Annotated in this window: 21 protein-coding genes and 1 pseudogene; 9 read left to right on the plus strand and 13 right to left on the minus strand. The window is 57.3% G+C overall.

The genetic code is table 11. From position 1 onward, the window contains the following. Positions 1-317: 317 nt before the first annotated feature. Both IBT54_RS07985 and IBT54_RS07990 read right to left on the minus strand, forming a co-directional pair. The gene (locus tag IBT54_RS07985) at positions 318-2,057 is read right to left on the minus strand and encodes a penicillin-binding transpeptidase domain-containing protein (protein WP_013359930.1); all 1,740 of its coding nucleotides are present in this window, start codon (positions 2,055-2,057) and stop codon (positions 318-320) included. A 278-nt stretch (positions 2,058-2,335) separates the two neighbouring features. Continuing rightward, positions 2,336-4,609: a molybdopterin guanine dinucleotide-containing S/N-oxide reductase gene (locus tag IBT54_RS07990; RefSeq protein ID WP_195857418.1), complete on the minus strand. Its 2,274-nt coding sequence runs from the start codon at positions 4,607-4,609 to the stop codon at positions 2,336-2,338. Between the two features lie 191 nt (positions 4,610-4,800). Here IBT54_RS07990 and galR point away from each other — a divergent pair, with 191 nt between their 5' ends. Then, positions 4,801-5,802, plus strand: a complete 1,002-nt coding sequence (gene galR, locus IBT54_RS07995) for an HTH-type transcriptional regulator GalR (protein ID WP_003851033.1) — start codon at positions 4,801-4,803, stop codon at positions 5,800-5,802. Between the two features lie 33 nt (positions 5,803-5,835). Here galR and IBT54_RS08000 read toward each other — a convergent pair. After that, positions 5,836-6,105: pseudogene (locus IBT54_RS08000) on the minus strand (beta-N-acetylhexosaminidase); the annotation flags it as partial. A gap of 161 nt (positions 6,106-6,266) precedes the next feature. Here IBT54_RS08000 and nrdD point away from each other — a divergent pair. Together nrdD and nrdG are read left to right on the plus strand one after the other, a co-directional pair. After that, the gene (gene nrdD / locus IBT54_RS08005) at positions 6,267-8,405 is read left to right on the plus strand and encodes an anaerobic ribonucleoside-triphosphate reductase (RefSeq protein WP_095706308.1); all 2,139 of its coding nucleotides are present in this window, start codon (positions 6,267-6,269) and stop codon (positions 8,403-8,405) included. Next, entirely contained in the window at positions 8,402-8,869 is a 468-nt protein-coding gene (nrdG, locus tag IBT54_RS08010; protein WP_013359926.1) for an anaerobic ribonucleoside-triphosphate reductase-activating protein, read from the plus strand. The genes nrdD and nrdG overlap by 4 nt, the downstream gene beginning before the upstream one ends. Here nrdG and IBT54_RS08015 read toward each other — a convergent pair. After that, positions 8,861-9,496 (minus strand): NAD-dependent epimerase/dehydratase family protein, encoded by a 636-nt coding sequence (locus tag IBT54_RS08015; RefSeq protein WP_033781671.1) that lies wholly within the window; start codon positions 9,494-9,496, stop codon positions 8,861-8,863. The genes nrdG and IBT54_RS08015 overlap by 9 nt on opposite strands. Positions 9,497-9,642: 146 nt before the next feature. On the opposite strand from IBT54_RS08015, the gene IBT54_RS08020 reads away from it, so the two are divergent. Next, positions 9,643-10,164 (plus strand): type 1 glutamine amidotransferase domain-containing protein, encoded by a 522-nt coding sequence (locus IBT54_RS08020; protein WP_033731332.1) that lies wholly within the window; start codon positions 9,643-9,645, stop codon positions 10,162-10,164. A 35-nt stretch (positions 10,165-10,199) separates the two neighbouring features. On the opposite strand, the gene IBT54_RS08025 is transcribed toward IBT54_RS08020, so the two are convergent. Further along, positions 10,200-10,628 (minus strand): YhbP family protein, encoded by a 429-nt coding sequence (locus IBT54_RS08025; protein ID WP_013359922.1) that lies wholly within the window; start codon positions 10,626-10,628, stop codon positions 10,200-10,202. A gap of 76 nt (positions 10,629-10,704) precedes the next feature. Between IBT54_RS08025 and IBT54_RS08030 the strand changes: the two genes are divergently transcribed. Beyond that, a complete protein-coding gene (locus IBT54_RS08030; RefSeq protein ID WP_013359921.1) occupies positions 10,705-10,998 on the plus strand; it encodes a GIY-YIG nuclease family protein in 294 nt (97 codons plus the stop codon). Here the strand turns inward: IBT54_RS08030 and IBT54_RS08035 are convergent. Next, the gene (locus tag IBT54_RS08035; RefSeq protein ID WP_201251981.1) at positions 10,982-11,488 is read right to left on the minus strand and encodes a GNAT family N-acetyltransferase; all 507 of its coding nucleotides are present in this window, start codon (positions 11,486-11,488) and stop codon (positions 10,982-10,984) included. The two genes, IBT54_RS08030 and IBT54_RS08035, sit on opposite strands and share 17 nt — an antisense overlap. Beyond that, positions 11,482-12,006 (minus strand): SCP2 sterol-binding domain-containing protein, encoded by a 525-nt coding sequence (locus IBT54_RS08040; RefSeq protein WP_201251982.1) that lies wholly within the window; start codon positions 12,004-12,006, stop codon positions 11,482-11,484. Before IBT54_RS08040 ends, IBT54_RS08035 begins: the two co-directional genes overlap by 7 nt. 204 nt (positions 12,007-12,210) lie before the next feature. On the opposite strand from IBT54_RS08040, the gene IBT54_RS08045 reads away from it, so the two are divergent. The 3 genes from IBT54_RS08045 to IBT54_RS08055 all read left to right on the plus strand — a co-directional run bounded on the left by IBT54_RS08045 (position 12,211) and on the right by IBT54_RS08055 (position 15,220). Further along, positions 12,211-13,206 carry a peptidase U32 family protein gene (locus IBT54_RS08045; protein WP_201251983.1) on the plus strand — a complete coding sequence of 332 codons (996 nt, stop codon included), beginning with the start codon at positions 12,211-12,213 and terminating at the stop codon, positions 13,204-13,206. A 9-nt stretch (positions 13,207-13,215) separates the two neighbouring features. Then, complete coding sequence (locus tag IBT54_RS08050) at positions 13,216-14,094, plus strand: U32 family peptidase (RefSeq protein ID WP_147789427.1); 879 nt, start codon at positions 13,216-13,218, stop codon at positions 14,092-14,094. Positions 14,095-14,209: 115 nt separating this feature from the next. Then, entirely contained in the window at positions 14,210-15,220 is a 1,011-nt protein-coding gene (locus IBT54_RS08055) for a luciferase-like monooxygenase (RefSeq protein WP_013359916.1), read from the plus strand. Here IBT54_RS08055 and IBT54_RS08060 read toward each other — a convergent pair whose 3' ends face one another. Next, positions 15,221-16,141 (minus strand): AraC family transcriptional regulator, encoded by a 921-nt coding sequence (locus IBT54_RS08060; RefSeq protein WP_013359915.1) that lies wholly within the window; start codon positions 16,139-16,141, stop codon positions 15,221-15,223. A gap of 174 nt (positions 16,142-16,315) precedes the next feature. Here IBT54_RS08060 and IBT54_RS08065 point away from each other — a divergent pair, with 174 nt between their 5' ends. Then, positions 16,316-17,062 carry an SDR family NAD(P)-dependent oxidoreductase gene (locus tag IBT54_RS08065; protein WP_033781664.1) on the plus strand — a complete coding sequence of 249 codons (747 nt, stop codon included), beginning with the start codon at positions 16,316-16,318 and terminating at the stop codon, positions 17,060-17,062. A 55-nt stretch (positions 17,063-17,117) separates the two neighbouring features. On the opposite strand, the gene IBT54_RS08070 is transcribed toward IBT54_RS08065, so the two are convergent. The 5 genes from IBT54_RS08070 to rpsO form a co-directional block, all read right to left on the minus strand. Continuing rightward, on the minus strand, positions 17,118-19,040 hold the full coding sequence (locus IBT54_RS08070) for a DEAD/DEAH family ATP-dependent RNA helicase (protein ID WP_013359913.1): 1,923 nt from the start codon (positions 19,038-19,040) through the stop codon (positions 17,118-17,120). A gap of 16 nt (positions 19,041-19,056) precedes the next feature. Then, positions 19,057-19,113 (minus strand): protein YrbN, encoded by a 57-nt coding sequence (gene yrbN, locus IBT54_RS25450; protein WP_098053093.1) that lies wholly within the window; start codon positions 19,111-19,113, stop codon positions 19,057-19,059. Positions 19,114-19,218: 105 nt separating this feature from the next. Beyond that, positions 19,219-20,103 carry a lipoprotein NlpI gene (gene nlpI / locus IBT54_RS08080; protein WP_010251765.1) on the minus strand — a complete coding sequence of 295 codons (885 nt, stop codon included), beginning with the start codon at positions 20,101-20,103 and terminating at the stop codon, positions 19,219-19,221. Positions 20,104-20,232: 129 nt separating this feature from the next. Next, positions 20,233-22,368 carry a polyribonucleotide nucleotidyltransferase gene (pnp, locus tag IBT54_RS08085; protein WP_033781662.1) on the minus strand — a complete coding sequence of 712 codons (2,136 nt, stop codon included), beginning with the start codon at positions 22,366-22,368 and terminating at the stop codon, positions 20,233-20,235. Positions 22,369-22,678: 310 nt separating this feature from the next. Next, complete coding sequence (gene rpsO / locus IBT54_RS08090; protein WP_003851063.1) at positions 22,679-22,948, minus strand: 30S ribosomal protein S15; 270 nt, start codon at positions 22,946-22,948, stop codon at positions 22,679-22,681. Between the last annotated feature and the right edge of the window lie 65 nt (positions 22,949-23,013).

Here is a 23,013-nt window from a genome sequence, read left to right on the forward strand (position 1 = left end):
CGGTGAAAGGCGACGCGCGTTTCTACCGGCAAACTGTCAGGGTTTCGTTAAGAACGATGATGATTTAACGGCGGTTGATACAGCCGAAAAGGCAGGAGTCCGGTGCGCAGGCAAAAAAAACCCACGCATCTGCGTGGGTCGGTGTAATAACAGGGTCTCACTGCCGAAGCGGTGTTGTTTTCACACCCATCAATACCTCTGGGACTGCTATCCTCGCACTGATTGACCGCGCGGAGACAGCAGGAAAACGCAACCGAATTCGGGGAAGTGCAACGAGGTGTGACTATTCTTCACGCCTCGCTTACACTCTGATTTAACTAAGATTTATCCGAAGGGCTGGCCGCAGGCCTGGTGTAGATGGCATCCGGCGCAACGTTCATGTGTTTCAGTACCGGCCCCATGATGTTGCCGAATACCGGCGCAGCAACCGAACCACCGAAGTGATCGCCCGCCGTCGGATGGTTGATCATCACCACCAGCGCCACTTCAGGATGGCTGGCGGGCGCGATACCGGCGGTGTAGTTGACGTAGCCGCCATCATACTTGCCGCTGGTGCCCATCTTTTCCGCTGTACCGGTTTTGGTTGCCAGACGGTAGCCCGGCACCGCCGCTTTCAGTCCGGTTCCGCCTGGCAATACGTCGCTCTCCAGCATATGCACCACCTCTTTCACCGTTTCCGGGTTGGCAACCTGCCGTCCCATAACCGGTGGCGTGACGCGGGTGATCGACAGCGGACGGTAAACGCCATAAGAGCCGAGCGTGGCGTATTCGCGTGCAATCTGCAGCGGCGTGACGCGCAGGCCATAACCAAAGGAGAAGGTGGCCCGCTCAATGTCAGCCCAGCGGGCACGGTGCAGCGGGAAGTAACCGACGCTTTCGCCGGTCAGCCCTAATCCGGTCGGTTTGCCCAGGCCAAACGCATGATAGGTATTCACCAGCGCTTCCGCGGGCATCGCCAGCGCGAGGTGAGAGACCCCGATGTCGCTCGATTTTTGCAGAATGCCGGTCATGGTCAGGCGCGGCCAGTGGCCGACGTCGCGGATCAGGTGGCCGTTCACGCTGTAAGGCGTGGTGTCGATCACCGAGTCCGGGCGAACCAGATGGCGCTCCAGCGCTTCCATCACCACCAGTGGCTTCACGGTCGATCCCGGTTCGTAGCTGTCGTTGATGGCCGAGTTACGCATCTGCGCCGGGGTAGCCCCTTCATAGTTGTTGGGGTTGAACGACGGATAAGAGGCCATCGCCAGAATCTCGCCGGTGTCAATCTTCACCAGCACGGCGGCACCCGAGTCCGCCTTGTTGATCAGCACGCCGTCGCGCAGTTTGCTGTAGAGCGTGTACTGGTCATATTTGTCGATGCTGAGCTGCACCGTTGGCGGCTGCGTCGGCGGCTGGTAGTTGATCATCGCGATGATATTGCCTGCCGCATCCTGACGATAGACCTCTTTGCCTGGCTCGCCCTGCAACACCTTATCAAAGCCTTTTTCCAGCCCGTTCAGGCCGACGTTATCCGCGCCAACGATGCCGATCAGCGGCGCAGAAGCTTCACTCATCGGATAGAAACGGCTGTCGTCATACACTTCACTGATGCCTTTCAGCTTCAGCTCTTTAATGTCTTTGGCGATACCCAGTTCGACTTTACGCCCCAGATAGAGGAAGCGACGTTTCGGGTTGGCGGTGATCTGCGCCGCCAGCTCTTCAGGACGGGTGTTCAGCGCCGCTGCAAGATAGGCCCATTTGGCACTGGTAAAATCGGGGTTGCTCTCCAGCACGCGCAGTGGATCGGCAATCACGTCGCGCGATGGCACGCTGAGCGCCAGGGCTTCGCCGTTACGATCCAGCAGGGTGCCGCGGCTGGTGGGCAGCGTGACGGTTCGCAGCGATCGCTGATCCGCTTCGTGCTCCAGCATCGGCTGATTCAGGAACTGCAGGTCCGCGACGCGCGCCAGCAGCACCACCAGGCAGGTCGTGACACCGAGGCAGATCAGCCGAAAACGAAAAGGGTTAAAGGGCGCTTTTATCTGGTCTTTTCCCAGTAGTTTTTTAATCCGGGGCATGGCATTCCGCTGCGCAAAATAAAGAGAAAGGGGCTGGTGCCAGCAGTTATAAAGAAAGCGCTGGCCGTATAACAGGAAAACTGTGTATCAGTTCGTTATCGACGGCAGATTGCGGGCAAAAAAAACCTGCGCATCTGCGCAGGTTGGTGTAATCAAGAAAATCTATTGATGTTCACCCATCAATACCTCTGGGACCCTGAATGTAGCAAAGGGGATTGATCGGCTGCCATCGCCTAAACGCAACAGTTACCCGCAAAATGTAACCAGCCATGAGATCCTTACGCTATTGTGCAATCCTGATGTTTTTTGATTTCCACCAGGCAACTCATGGCGTTTGGCCCCTGCGTCAGCGACGAGGTGCCGATGTCGAGCGTCAGCACGTTGGGGTTACCCGCGCGATCGAAAGGCTGCCATGCCCTGCCGAAGCCCGGATCAAACCAGGCACCGGTGGCGATAATCACCACGCCCTGCGTTACACCCTCAGTGATGCGCACACCCGCCAGCATCACACCACGGGCGTTGCTCACCTCAATTTCATCGCCTTCCACCAGTCCGCGCGCGGCCGCATCCACTGGATGCATGCAGAGCGTTTCATGTCCGGCCGTTTTGTTGCCCTGCACCGTGTCGGTGGCATCCAGCTGGCTGTGTAACCGGTCGGACGGCTGAATGGAGATCATGTGCAGCGGATAGTCACGGCTCACGGGCGAACCGAGCCACTCCTGCGGTTCACGCCACTCCGGATGACCGGCGAAATCGTCCAGCTGGTAGTCCGCAATGGTCTGGCTGAACAGCTCGATTTTGCCGCTGGCGGTTTTGATCGGATTCGCCTGCGGATCGGCACGGAAATCCTCCATAAACTGATAAGGCTTGCCGCCTTCCGGAATTTCCACAAAGCCGCGCTGCCAGAATTCATCAAATTCGGGGAAATCGATGCCTTTGCGCTGATGGGCGGTGGCGCACTGCTGATAGAGATGCACGATCCACTGCATCTCGTTGCGTCCTTCGGTAAAGGTGTCGCGATAGCCGAGACGCTCTGCTAAATCGGCAAAAATATCGAAGTCGTTGCGTGCCTGATGCTGCGGCTTAATCGCCTGATGCATGGCCAGCACAAAGCGGTCACGTGAGGAGCCGCCTATGTCGTTGCGCTCCAGTGTGGTCGTCGCGGGCAGCACGATGTCCGCCATCTGCGCCGCTGGCGTCCAGACGATATCCTGCACCACCACCGTATCGGGCCGTTGCCAGCCCTCCACCAGCCGGTTCAGCTGCTGGTGATGGTGGAACGGATTGCCGCCCGCCCAGTGCACCATGTGGATGTCGGGATAGTGCAGCGTTTCGCCCTGGAAGCGATAGGGCTGGCCGGGATTGAGCAGCATATCGCTGATGCGCGCCACCGGAATCGACAGTCCCGAAGGATTCGGGCCGGTGCTCATCATCGGCGCTGGCCCTTCCTGACGCGGGTTGCCGACGCTGTTCATCGACCCGTGACCAAAGGAGAACCCTGCGCCCGGCAGGCCAGGCTGACCGAGCATTGAGGAGAGCGCAATCATCATCCAGTAAGGCTGCTCACCGCGATGGGCGCGCTGCACGGAATAGGAGCAGGTAATAAAGCTGCGTTTGCCGGTCAGCTGCTGCGCCAGCTGCACGATGCGGTCAGCCGGAATGCCGGTGATACGGCTGGCCCAGCCGGCGGTTTTCGCCACGCCGTCGGTTTCGCCCAGCAGATAGGCGCGCAGCTGCGGCCAGCCGGTGCAGTGGCTGGCGAGAAACGCCTCGTCAACCGCGCCGCGCTGGGTGATCTCATGACCCAGCGCCAGCATCAGCGCCACGTCGGTGTTGGGGCGAATCGGGATCCATTCGGCGTTCACAAATTCCGGGCAGTCATCGCGCATTGGGCTGATGTTGATGACCGGCGTGCCTTTAGCCGCCAGCTGCATCAGCGCCGGTTTCAGGCTGTGCTGCCCTGCGCCTCCTGAGGCGACCTGGGCGTTTTTCAGCGCCAGCCCGCCAAAGGCGACAAATATTTCGGCGTGCTCCACCACCTGCGGCCACTCGGTAACGCGTCCGGTCAGCGGCATATAGGTGCCGATCACATAGGGCAGGAAGAACTGCGCCGCGCCCCAGCTGTAGTTACCCTGCTGATCGACGCCGCCGCCACCCTGAAAGTAGAAGCGACGCACCAGCGTGCGGGCGTGGTTAACGCGACCGGCCGATGACCAGCCGTAGGAGCCGTTGAAAATACCCGATGCACCGTAGCGCTCGCGGACGCGGCGATTCTCTTCCGCCACCAGATCCAGCGCGGTTTCCCAGTCCACGGCGACAAAATCTTCCCGGCCACGCAGCGTGCGGTCGCTCTTCTCGCGTGACTTCAGCCACGAGCGGCGCACCATCGGCTGGCGAATGCGTTTGTCGGAATAGACCAGCTCGGGAATAGTGTGGATCATCGGCGACGGATCGGCATCGGCGAAGAAAGGTTCGCAGCCAGTCAGACGATCGTTTTCAGTGACGGCGGTAAACGCGCCCCAGTGCGCCAGATGTGGCACTTTGATTTTCATCGTTGTTTTTTCACGGTAGCCAGGTGGGGAACTGAGCATAACATGGGGCGACGTCTCAGCAGAAGATGTGCAACAGCGGCCGGTTTTGCCCCTTTTTGCGACGACGCTGGCATTCTGTCGGGTTGATGTGTCCGCCCTTTTCCGTAACACTGATGCGATGTGTAAACGTTTTCCCCAAAGCAGGTCAACGCATGGCTACCATAAAGGATGTTGCGCGACTGGCTGGCGTTTCTGTCGCCACAGTCTCCCGTGTAATCAATAATTCTCCCAAAGCCAGCGACAGCTCCCGACAGGCCGTAGGCCAGGCGATGGAGCAGCTTCAGTATCACCCGAATGCCAACGCACGCGCGCTGGCGCAGCAATCGACCGAAACGCTCGGCCTGATTGTCGGTGACGTCTCCGATCCCTTTTTTGGCGCCATGGTGAAAGCCGTGGATGAAGTGGCAGGCGACACCGGTAACTTTTTGCTGATTGGTAACGGTTACCACAATGAGCAAAAAGAGCGTCAGGCGATTGAACAGCTGATGCGTCACCGCTGCGCGGCGCTGGTGGTGCACGCCAAGAAGATTCCCGACGCAGAGCTGGAAGTGCTGATGAAGCAGGTGCCCGGAATGGTACTGCTGAACCGGCTGATAAAAGGCTTTGAAAAGCGCTGTATTGCACTCGACGATCGCTACGGTGCCTGGCTGGCGACCCGCCATCTGATCCAGCTCGGCCACCAGAATATCGCCTTTATCTGCTCAACCCACACCATCTCTGATGCCGAAGATCGCCTGCAGGGTTACTACGATGCGCTGAAAGAGCACGGTCTGCCGTGCAGCGATCGGCTGGTGACCTGGGGCGAACCGGACGAAGTCGGCGGTGAGCAGGCGATGACAGAACTGCTGGGACGCGGCAGAAATTTCACCGCCGTCGCCTGCTACAACGACTCCATGGCGGCGGGCGCGCTGGCGGTGCTGAGCGATAACGGCGTCCGCGTGCCGGAAGAGATGTCGCTGATCGGTTTCGATGATGTGCTGGTGTCGCGCTATGTGCGACCACGCCTCACGACAGTCCGCTATCCGATTGTCACCATGGCGCAGCAGGCCGCTCAGCTGGCCCTGGCCCTGGCCAACGATCTGCCGCTGCCGGAAGTCACTCACATGTTCAGCCCGACGCTGGTGCGCCGTCACTCGGTCAGCGGCCCGGCCTGACGCCGCGGTGGCCGGTTCATCCAGCCATCGCGTTTACTGAAAGGCACGCAGCAGCGTCTCCAGCGGCCTGACCAGCGCTATCACCGTTTCATCCTGCACCTCTGCGGCGGCATCCAGTGTCGCCTGCATCCCGGCCACTTCAGTGGCACCAGATGCCTGATTACGGACGTAAGCATTCACCAGCGCGAAGCCCATGGTGCTGAGCATTTCGGTCTGTTGCACGCTGTGTGCCAGCGGCTTCAGCGTCGCGCTGCTGGTGACGATCGGCATTACCGCCGTCGCGTTGGCCTGCCAGCGCTGCAGGAAACCTGAACCCGAACCCGATTTTTTACGTCGGTCGGAATTTTCTGCCGGGTTGAGGCTTCCTTGCTTCAGGTCAAATCAGAGCGCATTAATTCTCAGCAATCACTACATGTAGGGAATAGAATCCTCCCGAACCCCATATGTAGTTTACGGAGAGAGAAATGGCGACGGTGGTAATCAAGCGCGATGGATGCCGGACAGGCTTTGATGCGCAGCGTATCGAGCAGGCTGTCATGGCGGCGGCACGGGCAGCAGAGGTCGACGATGCGGCCTGGTGCGCGCAGGTCGCCGAGCGCGTTGCTTTGCGGCTGGCGGATCGTCCCGAAGTGGATATTAGTGAGATTCAGTGTGCGGTAGAAGAGACGCTGATGGCGGGCCCTTATCCACAACTGGCGCGCGCCTACATTGAATACCGCCACGATCGCGATGTCGCCCGAGATCGCCAGAGCCAGTTACACCACGCCATTCGCGGTCTTGTCGATCAGACCAACGCGGCGCTGCTGAACGAAAATGCTAACAAAGACAGCAAAGTGATCCCGACACAGCGCGATCTGCTGGCCGGGATCGTGGCGAAGCACTACGCGCAGCAGCAGATCCTGCCGCGGGATATCGTTCTGGCGCACGAGCGCGGCGAGATCCACTATCACGATCTCGACTATTCACCCTTCTTCCCGATGTTTAACTGCATGCTGATCGATCTGAAAGGCATGCTGACCAATGGCTTTAAAATGGGCAACGCTGAGATCGAGCCGCCTAAATCGATCGCCACCGCCACTGCTGTGACGGCGCAGATCATCGCCCAGGTCGCAAGCCACATTTACGGCGGCACCACCATTAACCGCATTGATGAAGTGCTGGCCCCGTTTGTTGAGCAGAGCTATGCCCGGCATCTGGCGATCGCTGAACAGTGGCAGATTCCGCAGGCTGAACAGTATGCACGTCAGCGTACGGACAAAGAGTGCTACGACGCCTTTCAGTCGCTGGAGTACGAGGTGAATACCCTGCACACCGCCAACGGCCAGACGCCGTTTGTCACCTTTGGTTTCGGCCTGGGAACGGACTGGGCGGCGCGGCTGATTCAGCAGTCGATTCTGCGCAACCGGCTGGCCGGACTGGGCAAAAATCGTAAAACTGCGGTATTCCCTAAACTGGTGTTCAGCATTCGTGAAGGCGTCAACCGCCGGACGGGCGACGTTAACTACGATATCAAGCAGCTGGCGCTGGAGTGTGCCAGCAAGCGGATGTATCCCGACATCCTCAATTACGATCAGGTGGTGAAAGTCACCGGCTCGTTCAAAACGCCCATGGGCTGCCGCAGCTTCCTGGGCGTTTATGAAGAGAATGGCGAGCAGATTCATGAGGGCCGCAACAACATCGGCGTGATCAGCCTGAACCTGCCGCGCATTGCGCTTGAGGCGGCTGGGGATGAAGCCCGCTTCTGGACGTTGCTTGATGCCCGCCTGCTGCTGGCTAAGCGGGCGCTGATGACGCGTGTGGCGCGTCTGGAGAAGACCAAAGCACGCGTCGCGCCCATCCTCTACATGGAAGGGGCCTGCGGCGTCCGGCTGAATGCTGATGATGAAGTCGGCCCTATTTTCCGTAATGGCCGGGCGTCACTGTCGCTGGGCTACATCGGCCTGCACGAAACCCTGAATGCCCTCAGCGGCGGCCACCAGCACCCTTACGATGACGCGGCACTGCGCGCCAAAGGCGTAGCGATCATCGCCTATCTGCGCGCCGCCACTGACCGCTGGAAAGCGGAAACAGGCTACGGCTTCAGCCTTTATAGCACGCCGAGTGAGAATCTGTGCGACCGCTTCTGCCGACTGGATGCGGCACAGTTTGGCGTGGTACCGGGCGTTACCGACAAGGGTTATTACACCAACAGCTTCCATCTTGACGTCGAGAAGAAGGTGAATCCTTACGATAAAATCGACTTTGAAGCGCCCTATCCGCCGCTGGCGAATGGTGGATTCATCTGTTACGGCGAATACCCGAACGTACAGCACAACCTCAAAGCGCTGGAGGATGTCTGGGATTACAGCTACGACCGCGTGCCCTATTACGGTACCAATACGCCGATTGATGAGTGCTACGAGTGCGGCTTCAACGGCGAGTTCACCTGTACCAGCCGTGGATTTACCTGTCCGAACTGCGGCAATCACGATCCGGCACGCGTCTCTGTGACACGGCGGGTCTGTGGCTATCTGGGCAGCCCGGATGCGCGACCTTTTAACGCCGGTAAGCAGCAGGAAGTGCAGCGTCGCGTTAAGCATCTGGCCGAAGGGCCGCTGGGATGATGCATATTCACCGCTACTACGATGTGGATATCGTGAATGGCCCCGGCACCCGCTGCACGCTGTTTGTCGCCGGTTGCGAACATCAGTGTCGCGGCTGCTACAACCAGAGTACGTGGCGCACTGACTCCGGCGTGCCCTTTACGCTGGCGATGGAAGAGCAACTGCTGGCGGATTTGCAGGACACACGCATTCCGCGCCAGGGATTGTCGCTGAGCGGTGGCGATCCCCTTCATCCGCATAACGTGCCGCACATTCGCCGTCTGGTGAAACGGGTGCGAAAGACATGCCCCGGTAAAGATATCTGGCTCTGGACCGGCTACCGGATGCAGGAGCTGAATGCGGCACAGCGTGCCGTGCTGGACTATCTCGACGTGCTGATCGATGGCCGCTTTGTCGAAGAGGAGAAGGATGCCACGCTGCAATGGCGCGGCAGCCGAAATCAGATCGTCTGGCAGTTACGCTGAGTGACGCGGGATGTCGCCCGACTCAATGATGCTGACGCTCTCACTACCCGGCATGCATGCCTGCTGATGCAGACAGCGTGCCACGTCGCGTGCGTGAACCGCCCGCCAGTTGCCCGGCAGCAGCGAAAACAGCGGTCCCGCCAGGCTTTCGCCCTGTCGTTTCTGCGCGCGATCCCCCAGCAGCAGTGAAGGCCGCACCAGCGTCAGGCGCGGCCAGCCCTGATGGCGCAGCGCATTCTCCATTTCGCCTTTGACGCGATTGTATAAAAACGGTGAGTGACGGCTGGCACCGTGCGCGCTGACCACCAGCATCTGCTTCGCCCCCAGACGTAATCCGCATAACCCGCTGTCCACCACCAGCGTGTAATCGACGTGAATAAAGGCCTGCTTGCTGCCCGCCTGCTTACGTGTGGTGCCCAGGCAGCAGAACACCGTATCCAGCGAACTCTGCAGCGGCCCCAGCACATCGGTGAGATCGGCCTCTACCGGATTCACCACTTTGTGCATTACGGGCAGTGGCCGGCGGGTGGGCGCGATGATCTCATCAACACGCGGATCCTCAATCAGTAAGCGCAGCAGATGCGACCCGACTAAGCCGGTGGCACCGGTCAGTAATACGCGATTCATCTCAGATTCGTCCTTATTTCACTGCTGACAGCTTAAAAGATAGCTGATCTTAACGGGCTGGCTTGCGTTCTCACGCTCAGCGACCAGGCTTACAACGTTATCCGGATAGCGCGCCTCGCGCTCCACAAATTTAAGGAGGAAAAAAGATGAGCAAGAAAGTTGCGGTTTTGATTACCGATGAATTTGAAGACTCAGAATTTACCTCACCTGCGGAAGCCTACAAAGGCGCGGGTTTTGAGGTGGTGACCATTGAGAAACAGGCCGGTAATGTCGTTAAAGGCAAGAAAGGCGAAGCGGAAGTGACCATCGACCGCAGCATTGATGACGTCAGCCCGGCGGAATTTGATGCCCTGCTGCTGCCAGGCGGCCACTCGCCTGACGCGCTGCGCGGCGACGATCGTTTTGTTGCCTTTACCAAAGAGTTTGTCGCCAGCGGCAAACCGATCTTTGCCATCTGCCACGGTCCACAGCTGCTGATTAGCGCGAACGGCGTGCGCGGTCGCAAGATGACTACCGTTAAAGCCGTTGCCATTGACCTGATCAATGCCGGTGCTGACTTCCATGATAAGGAAGTGGTCGTGGATGGCGATAAGCTGGTCACCAGCCGTACGCCGGACGATTTACCGGCCTTTAACCGTGAATCCCTGCGGATCCTCGAAGCGCTGTAAATCCGCCACGCCCTTTTCTGCTGAAAGGGGCGTATCTATTTCTCCCGCTGCCAGGCAATTTTCTTGCCGAATCCCAGCGCATTATCCGTCATCTTCACCTCATCCAGCTCAATCTCCCACAGCGGGGCCGACACTTTGCGTGAGACCGGAAAACGTTTCTGGTAAGCCGCTCTGGCGATCTGCTCTGATGCTTCATCCAGCCGTGTGACCCGGCCACGATACTGCACCCCTTTAATCAGCAGGACAGTTCTGGGCTGGCCATTGACGGTGCCTGCAACCTGCGGATTCAGCACCATGAGTTCACCGTGGCGGGTATCAGGTTCGGTCATGATCCAGAAGGCCATGCGCGTCTCATCAAAGACGTAGTAGCAGTTAGCGCACCAGAGTTGATCGTCGGCGGTACAGCAGAGTGAAAGCACATGCTGCTTTCGGAGGTAGCGAACAAGATGGGCGTGATCGGACAAGATAAACTCCTGGCGGTGCACCGGAGCGTGAAGCGCGCTACACTGCCCGGCACCTTTTTTTGGGAATAGATTACGTATGGCTCAGCAGTGGCAACTCTACATCGTCCGGACGGCGAAAGGGAGCCTGTACACCGGCATTACCACGGATGTGGTGCGCCGGGTTGCTCAGCACCAGAGCGGACGCGGCGCCCGCGCGCTACGGGGCAAAGGTCCGCTGGACCTGGTGTTTCACTGTGAGGCGGGCGATCGCGCCAGCGCCTCCAGACTGGAGTATCAGGTTAAACAACTGACCCGTCAGCAGAAGTTACTGCTGGTGGCGGGTCAGCCGATCAGTCTGGAGAGCTGGCTGGGTATTACGGCTGGCGATTAAAAGGTTCGGCGTAGTCGATCTGCCCTTCCGCGCCGTCAAAAGCATTGTCCGCCAGACGGTAGACCTGGAACGTTGTCTCTGTTCCCGGCCAGCGAGTGCGCAGGCCATGGCGTGCAGCCGATTCAAAACCAAACCGGCTGAACAGCGCCGGATCGCCCAGCACCACGACCGCGCTGTAGCCAAATTCATTAAGCGTATCCAGCCCCTCATAAATCAGCTTGCTGGCAATGCCCTGACCGCGCAGCGTCTCATCAACGGCCAGCGGTGCCAGCGCCACCCAGCCGCGATCGTCGCCCTGAACGCTGACCGGACTGAATGCGGCATAACCCAGCACCTGTCCCTCATCATCCGTGGCGACCACGCCCAGGGTCAGCAGGCCATCTTCACGCAGCGCCTGAGTCAGTTCCGCCTCGGCGGAGGTACTGAAGCAGCGTCTGAGCAGTACGTCGATGCCTGCGGCATCAACACCAATTTCGCTACGGATCAACATGCGGCACCCGCGCGTGCCTGTGCGGCCTTCGCGTCCTGTTTCATGCCGGCGTCGACAAATGCCGCCATCTGCTCAATAGCCGTGCGTAACGCGGTGGGCATAGCCTCGGGTTCAATAGCATCCATTACGTTCTTCACCTCAAGTCCCAGTTCTGTGTCGCCTTCAATCACCAGACGGCGTTGAAAGAACAGCATGTCGGGATCTGCTTTACGTGCTGCCACCAGCAACAGATCATTGGCATTGCCCCGAAACCAGACATCCGCTTCGGACTGTTGCAATACCGCCAGTCGGCCATCCTGCAGCGTGGTTATCCATTGCAGATTGAGATCGGCAATCCCGATACCCAGCAGGCGACCGTTCAGAAAGTCTAACTCACCTTCAGCCAAAGCATGGCGAAATTGCCAGTTTAAGAGTTGTTGCAGCAGCAACTTTTTGACCGGGAATGGGGTAAGCGCTTCGGGTAACCCTAAGATTTTTGGACCATTTTTCACACAATGGGCATGTATCCGCTCTAACACTTTCGTCACTCCCTTCAGAAAATTTTACGTATATTGCCATATCCTTTTCTGCGCGCCTCATCCGGGATCAATAAAAAACGCGGCTATAGAGGGAAAAAAAGCGCCGCCAGGCCGGATGAACTGGAATTTCACTGCCCCAAATCAACACGCAGACCACACCAGATGCCTAGACTCGACGCCCATCGCATGTTGAGAGGAACACCTATGGAACTGCTCTGCCCGGCAGGAAACTTACCCGCAGTGCGCACCGCCACAGAGAATGGCGCAGATGCGGTCTATGTGGGACTGAAAGATGACACCAATGCCCGACACTTTGCGGGCCTGAACTTCACCGATAAAAAGCTGGCTGAAGCGGCGCGCTATCTTCATCAGCATCGGTGCAAACTGCATGTGGCGATCAACACGTTTGCCCACCCGGATGGCATGGGACGCTGGCAGCGGGCGATTGATGTGGCGGCGCAAAACGGAGCCGACGCGCTGATTCTGGCCGATATTGCCACGCTGGAGTATGCCGCGAAGCATTATCCACAGGTTGAACGTCATCTCTCTGTGCAGGCTTCGGCAACCAATCTTGAGGCGATTCGCTTTTATCATCGCCACTTCAATCTGCAGCGCGTGGTGCTGCCGCGGGTGTTGTCGATTCATCAGGTTAAACAACTGGCGCGCAGCACGCCGGTGCCGCTGGAGGTGTTCGCCTTTGGCAGCCTGTGCATTATGGCGGAAGGCCGCTGCTATCTCTCCTCCTGGATGACCGGCGAATCGCCTAACAGCGCAGGTGCCTGCTCCCCGGCTAAATTTGTGCGCTGGCAGCAGACGCCGCAGGGCATGGAGTCACGCCTGAATGAGGTGCTAATCGATCGCTACGCGCCCGATGAGAGCGCCGGTTACCCGACGCTCTGCAAAGGACGCTATGAGGTTAACAATCAGCGTTATCACGTGCTGGAGGAGCCTGCCAGTCTGAACACACTGGAACTGCTGCCGGAGCTGCTGCGGGCAGGCATTGCCTCGGTGAAAATCGAAGGCCGCCAGCGCAGTCCCGCCTACGTCGCTGATGTGGCGCGCGTCTGGCGTCAGGCGATCGATCGCTGCAAGGCGCAGCCGGAACAGTTTGACGTCGCGCCACAGTGGATGCAGACGCTGGGCGATCTCTCCGAAGGCACGCAAACCACGCTGGGTGCTTATCACCGTGAATGGCAATAAGGAGTCATGATGCAATATGCCCTTGGGCCGGTGCTCTGGTACTGGCCGACCGATACGCTGGAAGATTTCTACCAGCAGGCTGCCCGCAGTAGTGCGGATATTATTTATCTCGGCGAGGCGGTGTGCAGTAAACGCCGCGCCACGCCCTATGCCCGCTGGATGGCGCTGGCGCGTGACGTGGCGTCCAGCGGCAAACAGGTCGTACTCAGCACACTGGCGCTGCTGCAATCCCCTTCTGAGCTGAAAGAGCTGCAGCGCTATGTAGAAAACGGCGAGTTCCTGATTGAAGCCAATGATATCGGCACGGTCAATATGGCCGCTGAGCGCCATCTGCCGTTTGTCGCCGGTCCGACGCTGAATGTCTATAACGCCGACACGCTGCAGCTGCTGGTCAAAGAGGGCATGACGCGCTGGTGTATGCCGGTGGAGATGTCGCGTGACTGGCTGCTACAGCTGCTGGCGCAGTGCGAAACACGGGGTATCCGGCAGCAGTTTGAAGTAGAGGTGATGGGCTACGGTCATCTGCCGCTGGCGCTGTCAGCGCGCTGCTTCACCGCCCGCTCTGAAAACCGCGCGAAAGATGACTGTGAAACCTGCTGCATCAACTATCCGACAGGCCGCCGCGTCAACTCTCAGGAGGGACAGCAGGTGTTCGTCCTCAATGGCATTCAGACCATGAGCGGCTACTGCTATAACCTGGGTAACGATCTGGCGGGAATGCGTGGCCAGGTCGATTGCGTGAGACTCTCGCCGCAGGATACGTCGACGCTGGCGGAGATTGACCGTTTCCGCGCTAATGAAAACGGTCAGGCCCCGCTTATGGTCGCGAAAGGCTGCGATTGTAACGGTTACTGGCGCAAACTGGCAGGTATGACGCTGGCATCCTGAGTAAAAGCACATACCGGCTATATTCCTGCTGAGGTTAGCAGTTTTAATATAAGGAATGATGCGTAATACTAAATGGTGCAGGTTTTTACGCCTGCGCCATACAACGGGAGTAGTCATGTCTGATAAAAAACCTCTTCGCCTGTCCGTGCTGGATCTTGCGCCGATTCCACAGGGCGCGACCGCACGGGATGCGTTCCATAATTCACTGGCGCTGGCGCGTCAGGCTGAAAAACTGGGCTTCGAACGCTACTGGCTGGCTGAACATCACAACATGACAGGGATTGCCAGCGCTGCGACGTCGGTATTGATCGGCTATCTGGCGGCGAACACCGAGACCCTGAAGCTGGGTTCCGGCGGCATTATGCTGCCTAACCATGCGCCACTGGTCATCGCCGAGCAGTTTGGCACCCTGGCCTCTCTCTATCCTGGCCGTATCGACCTCGGCTTAGGCCGTGCGCCCGGTTCTGACCAGCGCACCATGATGGCGCTGCGCCGTCACCAGGCCAGCATGCACGCTGACACCTTTCCCGAAGATGTGGCTGAGCTGATTCACTGGTTTGATGCTGACCCGGATGCGCAACTACCGGTTCAGCCAGTGCCGGGTCTGGGCCTGAAGATCCCGGTCTGGCTGCTCGGTTCCAGCCTTTACAGCGCCCAGCTGTCAGCGAAAATGGGCCTGCCATTTGCCTTTGCCTCCCATTTCGCGCCTGACCAGCTGTTCCAGGCGCTGCACGTGTATCGTGAGAACTTCCAGCCTTCAGCGCGTCTCGACAAGCCGTATGCCACCGTCTGTATTAACGTGGTTGCCGCTGATAATGAACGTGATGCGCGCTTCCTGTTTACCTCGCAGCAGCAGCAGTTTATTAACCTGCGCCGCGGCAAACCTGGCCCGTTACCGGCACCGGTTGAGAACATGAATAACCTCTGGTCGCCGTCAGAACAGTATGGCGTGCAGCAGGCGCTGAGCATGTCGCTGGTAGGCGATACCGACAAGGTGCGTCATGGCCTGGCCTCGCTGATGCGTGAAACGCAGGCGGATGAAATTATGGTTAATGGTCAGATTTTTGACAGCGAGGCACGCCTGCGCTCCTTTGCCATTGCGATGGAAGCGGCAAACAGCCTGTAATCAGTTTTGCGGTGGGCGCAGGGTATCCGGGCTCACCGCCAGCTGACGACTGTCCCTGGCCGGAGATTGCCCATACAGGCGGCGATACTCGCGGCTGAACTGTGATGCGCTCTGGTAGCCCACCCGATAGCCTGCGGTACCGGCATCCAGCTTTTCCACCATCATCAGACGTCGCGCCTCGTTGAGCCGCAGTTGTTTCTGATATTGCATCGGCGTCATGGCCGTGACGGCTTTGAAGTGATGATGCAGCGAAGAGATACTCATGCCGACACTGCTGGCGAGCTGGTCTATCTTCAGCGGCTGATGAAAATTCTCACGCAGCCAGCGAGCTGCCTGCGCCACCCGGTTACCCGGCCGCTCAGCCAGCGCCATGTTCAGGATGCGCGATCCCTCCGGCCCGGTCAGCAGCCGGTAGAAAATTTCCTGCTCAATCAGCGGGGCCAGCGCCTCAATATCTTCCGGATGGTCAAGCAGACGCACCAGCCGGATGACCGCATCCACCAGCAAAGGTGAAACCTTATGCACGGTGACACCACGTTCATTGCCTGCGGTTGACAGCGGCAGCGCTGGCGGAAACTGTTCAAGGTAGCGCATAAGCCGGGATTCATTAATCGCGATACCTATCCCGAGATTCGGCTTTTCCGGCGTGGCGACAGTGACGCAGGCGCGCACTGGCATATCCAGCGTCACCAGCAACAGATCCCCCGGTCCATAGTGCAGCACCTCATCACCCATATGTAGTGCTTTGCTGCCCTGCGCCACCAGCGCAAAACTGGCCCATTGAGCAAAGTGCATCGGCTCTGTGGGTGCTGAAACCCGGCCAAAAAACAGGCAATCGATGGCACTGGAATGCCGGCCATCCTCCGGCGCATGACGGGCAATTAACTGTGCCAGCGCCTGCCACTTGTCACTCTCTGTCACTGCGTTCTCCCCTTCCGCTCTCTGTGCCGATATTACCTGACGTCAGGCGAAATGCCTGTCCTGCTGCCGCACTTTTGCAGGATCGTGCAAAAAGCTTGCAGGATTGCGCTACCCGCTTTTCGTCACCAGCGCGCATAGTCTTTCGACGCAATCATTACGGCGGAGAATGACATAATGAAAGCACTGCAGAACAAAATCGCACTGGTGACAGGCGCCTCAAAAGGGATTGGTGCAGCGATTGCCATCGCGTTCGCCGCAGCGGGCGCCAGGGTCGTGGTCAACTATCGTCAGGACGAGGTGGGAGCGGCAGACGTGGTGAGCGATATCGTCACGCTGGGCAGTGAAGCCGTGGCGGTACAGGCTGATATTTCTCATCTGCGGGACGTGGAACGGCTGTTTGCCACCACCGCAGAGTGTTTCGGCGCACCCGATATTGTGGTGAATAATGCGGGCAGTTTTCATCATGGCGAGTTTGCGGCGCTGACGCCAGAGGAGATGCAGCAGCAGATTAACGTTAACCTGCTCGGCACGCTGCTGGTCTGTCAGCAAGCAATTCGTCACTTTCCCGCGCACGGCGGCAGCATTATTAACCTCAGCGCCCTGAACAGTAAAAACAGTACGCCAGGTTCCGTGCTCTGGGCGGCCACCAAAGGTGCAGTGGATACGCTGACTCAGGGGCTGGCGCGCGAGCTGGGCGCAAAAAATATCCGGGTTAACGCGCTGGCACCGGGCATGATTCTGACCGAAGGATTGCTGGCCGCGAAGAGGATGAGCCCGCAGCTCAAGGCACAGCTGCTGGCGGCTACCCCGCTGGGGCGTTTTGGTCTGCCGGAGGATGTGGCGCAGGTTGCATTGTTTCTGGCGTCTGAAGAGTCCGCTTATGTCAGCGGCGAGCGCGTCATGATCAGCGGCGGTGCCTGACAGGCATAAAAAAAGGGAAGCCAGCGGCTTCCCTTTTCGTTACGACGTTAAATCGTTATGCATCACGACGACGTGGAGCGGCAGCTGCGCCTTCTTCACGACGTGGACCACGGCTACCTTCACGGTTGAAAGTGCGTCCACCGCCTTCACGACCACCTTCACGGCGCTCTGAAGAGAAGCGACGACCACCTTCACGGTTGGCTGCGCCAGGACCGCTGCGACGCTCACCGCCAGCACCGGCTGGACGACGATCGCCACGGCCTTCGTTTGGCTGTGCATCACCCAGCAGCTGCATATTCATCGGTTTGTTCAGAATACGCGTACGGGTGAAGTGCTGCAGCACATCGCCTGGCATGCCTTTCGGCAGCTCGATAGTCGAGTGGTTACCGAACAGCTTGATGTTACCGATGTAACGGCTGCTGATGTCGCCTTCGTTAGCGATAGCGCCAACGATGTGACGAACTTCAACACCATCATCACGGCCCACTTCGATGCGGTACAGCTGCATTTCGCCAACGTCACGACGTTCGCGACGTGGACGATCGCCATCACGGCTGTCACGGCTTTCACGTGGGCCACGATCGCTACGCGCTTCACGGCTGTCACGACGACCATCACGCTCGTCACGATCGCGGTATTCGCGACGTGCAGGACGTGGTGCTTCTGGTGGCAGAATCAGAGGACGTTCGCCCTGTGCCATCTTCAGCAGTGCGGCTGCCAGAGTTTCCAGATCCAGTTCATCTTCCGGCTGCATTTTAGTCAGCAGAGCACGGTACTGATCCAGATCGCTGCTTTCCAGCTGCTGCTGAACTTTAGCGGCAAACTTGGCCAGACGACGCTCACCCAGCAGTTCTGCGTTAGGCAGCTCGACTTCAGGAATTGTCAGCTTCATGGTACGTTCGATGTTGCGCAGCAGACGACGCTCGCGGTTCTCAACGAACAGCAGCGCACGGCCAGCACGACCGGCACGACCGGTACGGCCGATACGGTGAACGTATGATTCTGCATCCATTGGGATGTCGTAGTTTACAACCAGGCTGATACGCTCAACGTCCAGGCCACGGGCCGCAACGTCGGTTGCAATCAGGATGTCCAGACGACCATCTTTCAGGCGCTCCAGCGTCTGCTCACGCAGTGCCTGGTTCATATCACCGTTCAGCGCGGCGCTGTTATAGCCACTACGCTCCAGCGCTTCTGCCACTTCCAGCGTTGCGTTTTTAGTACGCACGAAGATGATAGCAGCATCAAAGTCTTCTGCTTCCAGGAAGCGAACCAGTGCGTCTGTTTTACGACCGTAAGCGGTCCAGTAACTCTGGCTGATGTCAGGACGCGTTGTCATGCTTGACTGAATACGCACTTCCTGTGGATCTTTCATGAAGCGTTTGGTGATGCGACGAATCGCTTCCGGCATGGTTGCAGAGAACAGCGCAGTCTGATGACCGGCTGGAATCTGAGCCATGATGGTTTCAACGTCTTCGATGAAGCCCATACGCAGCATTTCATCAGCTTCATCCAGCACCAGACCGCGCAGGTTAGAGAGTTCTAACGTGCCGCGTTTCAGGTGGTCAAGCAGACGACCAGGGGTACCCACAACAACCTGTGGTCCCTGACGCAGAGCGCGCAGCTGCACGTCATAACGCTGGCCGCCGTAAAGGGCAACCACGTTCAGGCCACGCATGTGCTTAGAGAATTCAGTGATTGCTTCAGCAACCTGTACCGCCAGTTCGCGGGTCGGTGCCAGCACCAGGATCTGTGGTGCTTTAACAGTCGGGTCGATGTTGTTTAACAGCGGCAGAGAGAACGCCGCAGTTTTACCACTCCCGGTCTGCGCCATGCCTAACACGTCACGGCCCGCCAGCAGGTGAGGAATACACTCAGCCTGGATTGGGGATGGCTTTACGTAGCCCATGCCATTCAGTGATTCAAGGATGTCGGCGTTCAGGCCAAGGTCAGCAAAAGTGGTTTGAATATCAGTCATGTAGTACACGTGCCTCTTAGATTGCGGCGGCCAGTCTACATAACTCGTCGTGAAAACTTTCAGTCATTTTCATCAAAAAGTGTGAACCGGCTCAAATTAGAAGTTTTGACGAACAGAAAAGCCTTCATCCCTTAAGATGATGACTTAACAGGTTTTACAGGCAAATTAAGTTCGTCAGCTATTGCTGGTCAGATTCTGATAAATCGTCTTGTGCCTGGCCGAGTTGCGCCAGTTCCAACAATGCGTATCGGTGTTCAACAAAGTTGTTAACGTTGTTGGCGACCGCCAGTTTGAACAACGCTTTCGCGTCGTCCTTCTCCCCCAGACTTAGGTAGTACTTACCTAAATAGAAGTTGGTTTCACTGAGATGTTCAGCGAGCGAGGTGTTATCCGTTGCGTCCGCCTTGAGACTTTCCATCAACGTTTTCTCGTTGATATCTCCAAGGTAGAACTCGACAATATTCCATCCCCATTGGTCTCTGACCGCTTTGTCGTGACGCTGTTGAAGCGCGACTTTTGCCTTGTCGACATCCATCTCACGTTCAACGAGATAGAGCCACAGACTGCGGAAAGGATCGTTAGGATCGTCTTGATAAAACGCCAGCAGATCATCTTGCGCTAACTTGTATCGACCGCCGTAATAGAGGGCGATACCACGGTTTAAATGCGCATAGTTGTAAGTTGGATCAAGCTCAAGTACAGAATCGAACGCTTCATAGGCGGCATCAAAGTTGCCCGCCTGCGTTAAATATATGCCTAAGTAGTTAAACACTTCGGGCATATCTGGTCTTATAGACAGCGCTTGCGAAAAATCGTTCCGCGCTAATGCCCGCAGACCTAAACTATCATACAACACTCCGCGCTCATATAACAGCTGTGCGCGTTCATCATCGGTGAGAGCGCGACTGGCAAGAATTTGTTCCATGCGCGCCAGTATCACTTCCTGCTGCAGTGTGGGCTGTAAAGGCACTGCAAGAACTTCGTTCTTACGCCAATTGGAGTTGCTGCATCCTGCCAGCGTCAAAGCTGTCGCAACAAAACACCAGCGCAGAAAAGGCTTCATTTCCCACTCCCGAATACAAACATTGGGATAACCATCCTGTCATCCGCCTGCTGTGCACAAGGATTCCCGCCCTCGCGATGATACAAACGCCCCTCTCTGCCAGGCAAAGAGGGGCAAATCAGCAACGACTTATTCAGCGTCAGGCGTGGTCACCGCTGCAGCTTCTTCAGTCTGCGGCTTAGATTCTGTCGCTTCTTTGATGCTCAGACGTACGCGACCCTGGCGATCAACTTCCATCACCTTAACCGGCACTTCCTGACCCATCTGCAGATAGTCAGTCACTTTCTCAACGCGCTTGTCAGCGATTTGTGAAATGTGAACCAGACCTTCTTTACCGCCGCCGATAGCAACGAAGGCACCGAAGTCAACGATACGGGTCACTTTACCACTGTAAATGCGGCCCACTTCGATTTCTGCAGTGATCTCTTCGATACGACGAATCGCTTCTTTCGCTTTCAGACCATCGGTCGCAGCGATTTTCACGGTGCCGTCATCTTCGATTTCAATCGTCGTGCCGGTCTCTTCGGTCAGTGCACGAATCACTGAGCCGCCTTTACCGATCACATCTTTGATCTTGTCAGAGCTGATTTTGATGGTGTAAATGCGTGGAGCGAATTCAGAAATCTCGGTACGCGGTGTGCTGATAGCCTGTTCCATGACGCCCAGAATGTGCAGACGCGCACCCTTGGCCTGGTTCAGGGCTTCCTGCATGATTTCACGCGTGATGCCTTCGATTTTGATGTCCATCTGCAGCGCGGTGATACCTTCACGGCTACCGGCTACTTTGAAGTCCATGTCGCCCAGGTGATCTTCGTCGCCCAGAATGTCTGACAGAACGACAAACTTCTCATCTTCTTTTACCAGACCCATTGCGATACCGGCAACGGCGGCTTTGATTGGCACACCTGCATCCATCAGCGCCAGTGAGGCACCGCAGACAGAGGCCATTGAAGAGGAGCCATTAGATTCAGTGATTTCAGACACCACACGCACGGTGTAAGGGAAATCTTCCGCTTTAGGCATTACCGCTAACACACCGCGCTTCGCCAGACGACCGTGACCAATCTCACGACGCTTCGGCGAACCGACCATGCCGGTTTCACCGACAGAGTATGGAGGGAAGTTGTAATGGAACAGGAAGCTGTCGGTACGTTCGCCCATCAGCTCATCCAGGTTCTGCGCATCACGGGTAGTACCCAGCGTTGCCGTAACCAGTGCCTGTGTCTCACCACGGGTAAACAGTGATGAACCGTGAGTACGTGGCAATACGCCAGTACGCACGTCCAGACCGCGGATCATATCTTTTTCACGGCCATCGATACGTGGCTCGCCATTCAGGATGCGGGTACGAACGACGGTTTTTTCGAGGCTATGCACGATGTCGCCGATTTCTGAACCATCCAGCGTTTCATCTTCAGCCAGCAGCGCAGCAATGGTTTCGTCTTTGATGACGCCAACCTGCGCGTAACGCTCCTGCTTGTCAGTGATGCGGTAAGCATCGCTGATGCGCGCTTCTGCCAGGGCAGCAACACGAGAAATCAGCGGGGTGTTAGCCGCTTCTGGTTGCCAGTCCCAGCGTGGTTTGCCGGCTTCAGCCACCAGAGCATTGATGTTTTCGATAACGATCTGCTGCTGGTCATGGCCAAAGACCACGGCACCCAGCATCTGCTCTTCTGACAGGATCTCAGCTTCAGATTCAACCATCAGTACGGCATTCTGCGTACCGGCAACGACCAGATCCAGACGAGACTGTTTCAGCTCATCTGCGGTTGGGTTCAGAACATATTGATCGTTGATGTAACCGACACGCGCAGCACCAATCGGGCCATTAAACGGCAGACCAGAAAGCGCCAGTGCAGCAGAGGCACCAATCATTGCAACGATGTCCGGATGAACCTGTGGGTTAACAGACACCACGGTCGCAATAACCTGAACTTCGTTAACAAAGCCTTCCGGGAACAGCGGGCGAATCGGGCGGTCAATCAGACGCGAAATCAGGGTTTCGCCTTCGCTTGGACGGCCTTCACGACGGAAGAAGCTGCCTGGGATACGACCAGCAGCGTAAGTACGCTCCTGATAGTTCACGGTCAGTGGGAAGAAGTCCTGACCTGGTTTAGATTTTTTCTGACCTACGACAGTGACGAACACTGCAGTATCGTCCATGCTCACCATCACAGCGGCTGTCGCCTGGCGAGCCATCATGCCGGTTTCCAGCGTGACGGTATGTTGACCATATTGGAATTTGCGTACGATCGGATTCAGCAAAATCAAAGTCCTTAACTTCGGGGCTGGGCTATCTGTAGCCCGCCATTGATTACCAATCTTCAGCTGCATCCTCGCGACTAATGACAACCCTCGACCGCCCCTGCGGTAAAGCCTCTCATTAGCCGCGCGAAATTCTGCAAACTAAAGATCACACTAAGCAACAATACATCAGTTTGGTCCGGATTGCTGCCGATTGCTCGAAAAAAGGGGCCATAAAGGCCCCCTCTTCACGAAACTCGCACAAATCTGATCGTAAGCTGCACACAGTGCAAAAGCTCGCATAATGCCCCGACGATCAGATTCTTCAGACTTAGCGACGCAGACCGAGACTTTCGATCAGGCTGCTGTAGCGTGCAACGTCTTTACGCTTCAGGTAGTCCAGCAGCTTACGACGCTGAGATACCATGCGCAGCAGACCGCGGCGGCTGTGGTGGTCTTTTTTGTGCTCAGAGAAGTGACCCTGCAGATGGGTAATCTGCGCGGTCAACAGGGCAACCTGAACTTCAGTTGAACCGCTGTCGTTAGCACCACGGCCATATTTAGCAACGATCTCTGCTTTAGCTTCTACGCTTAGAGACATAATAAACTCCAGTAATAAATGAATGTATGGGTGCCAATCTCTAATTCAGCATCCCGCTTTAAAGC

The sequence above is a fragment of the Pantoea sp. S62 genome, from assembly GCF_016658625.1.
Lineage (GTDB): Bacteria > Pseudomonadota > Gammaproteobacteria > Enterobacterales > Enterobacteriaceae > Pantoea > Pantoea vagans.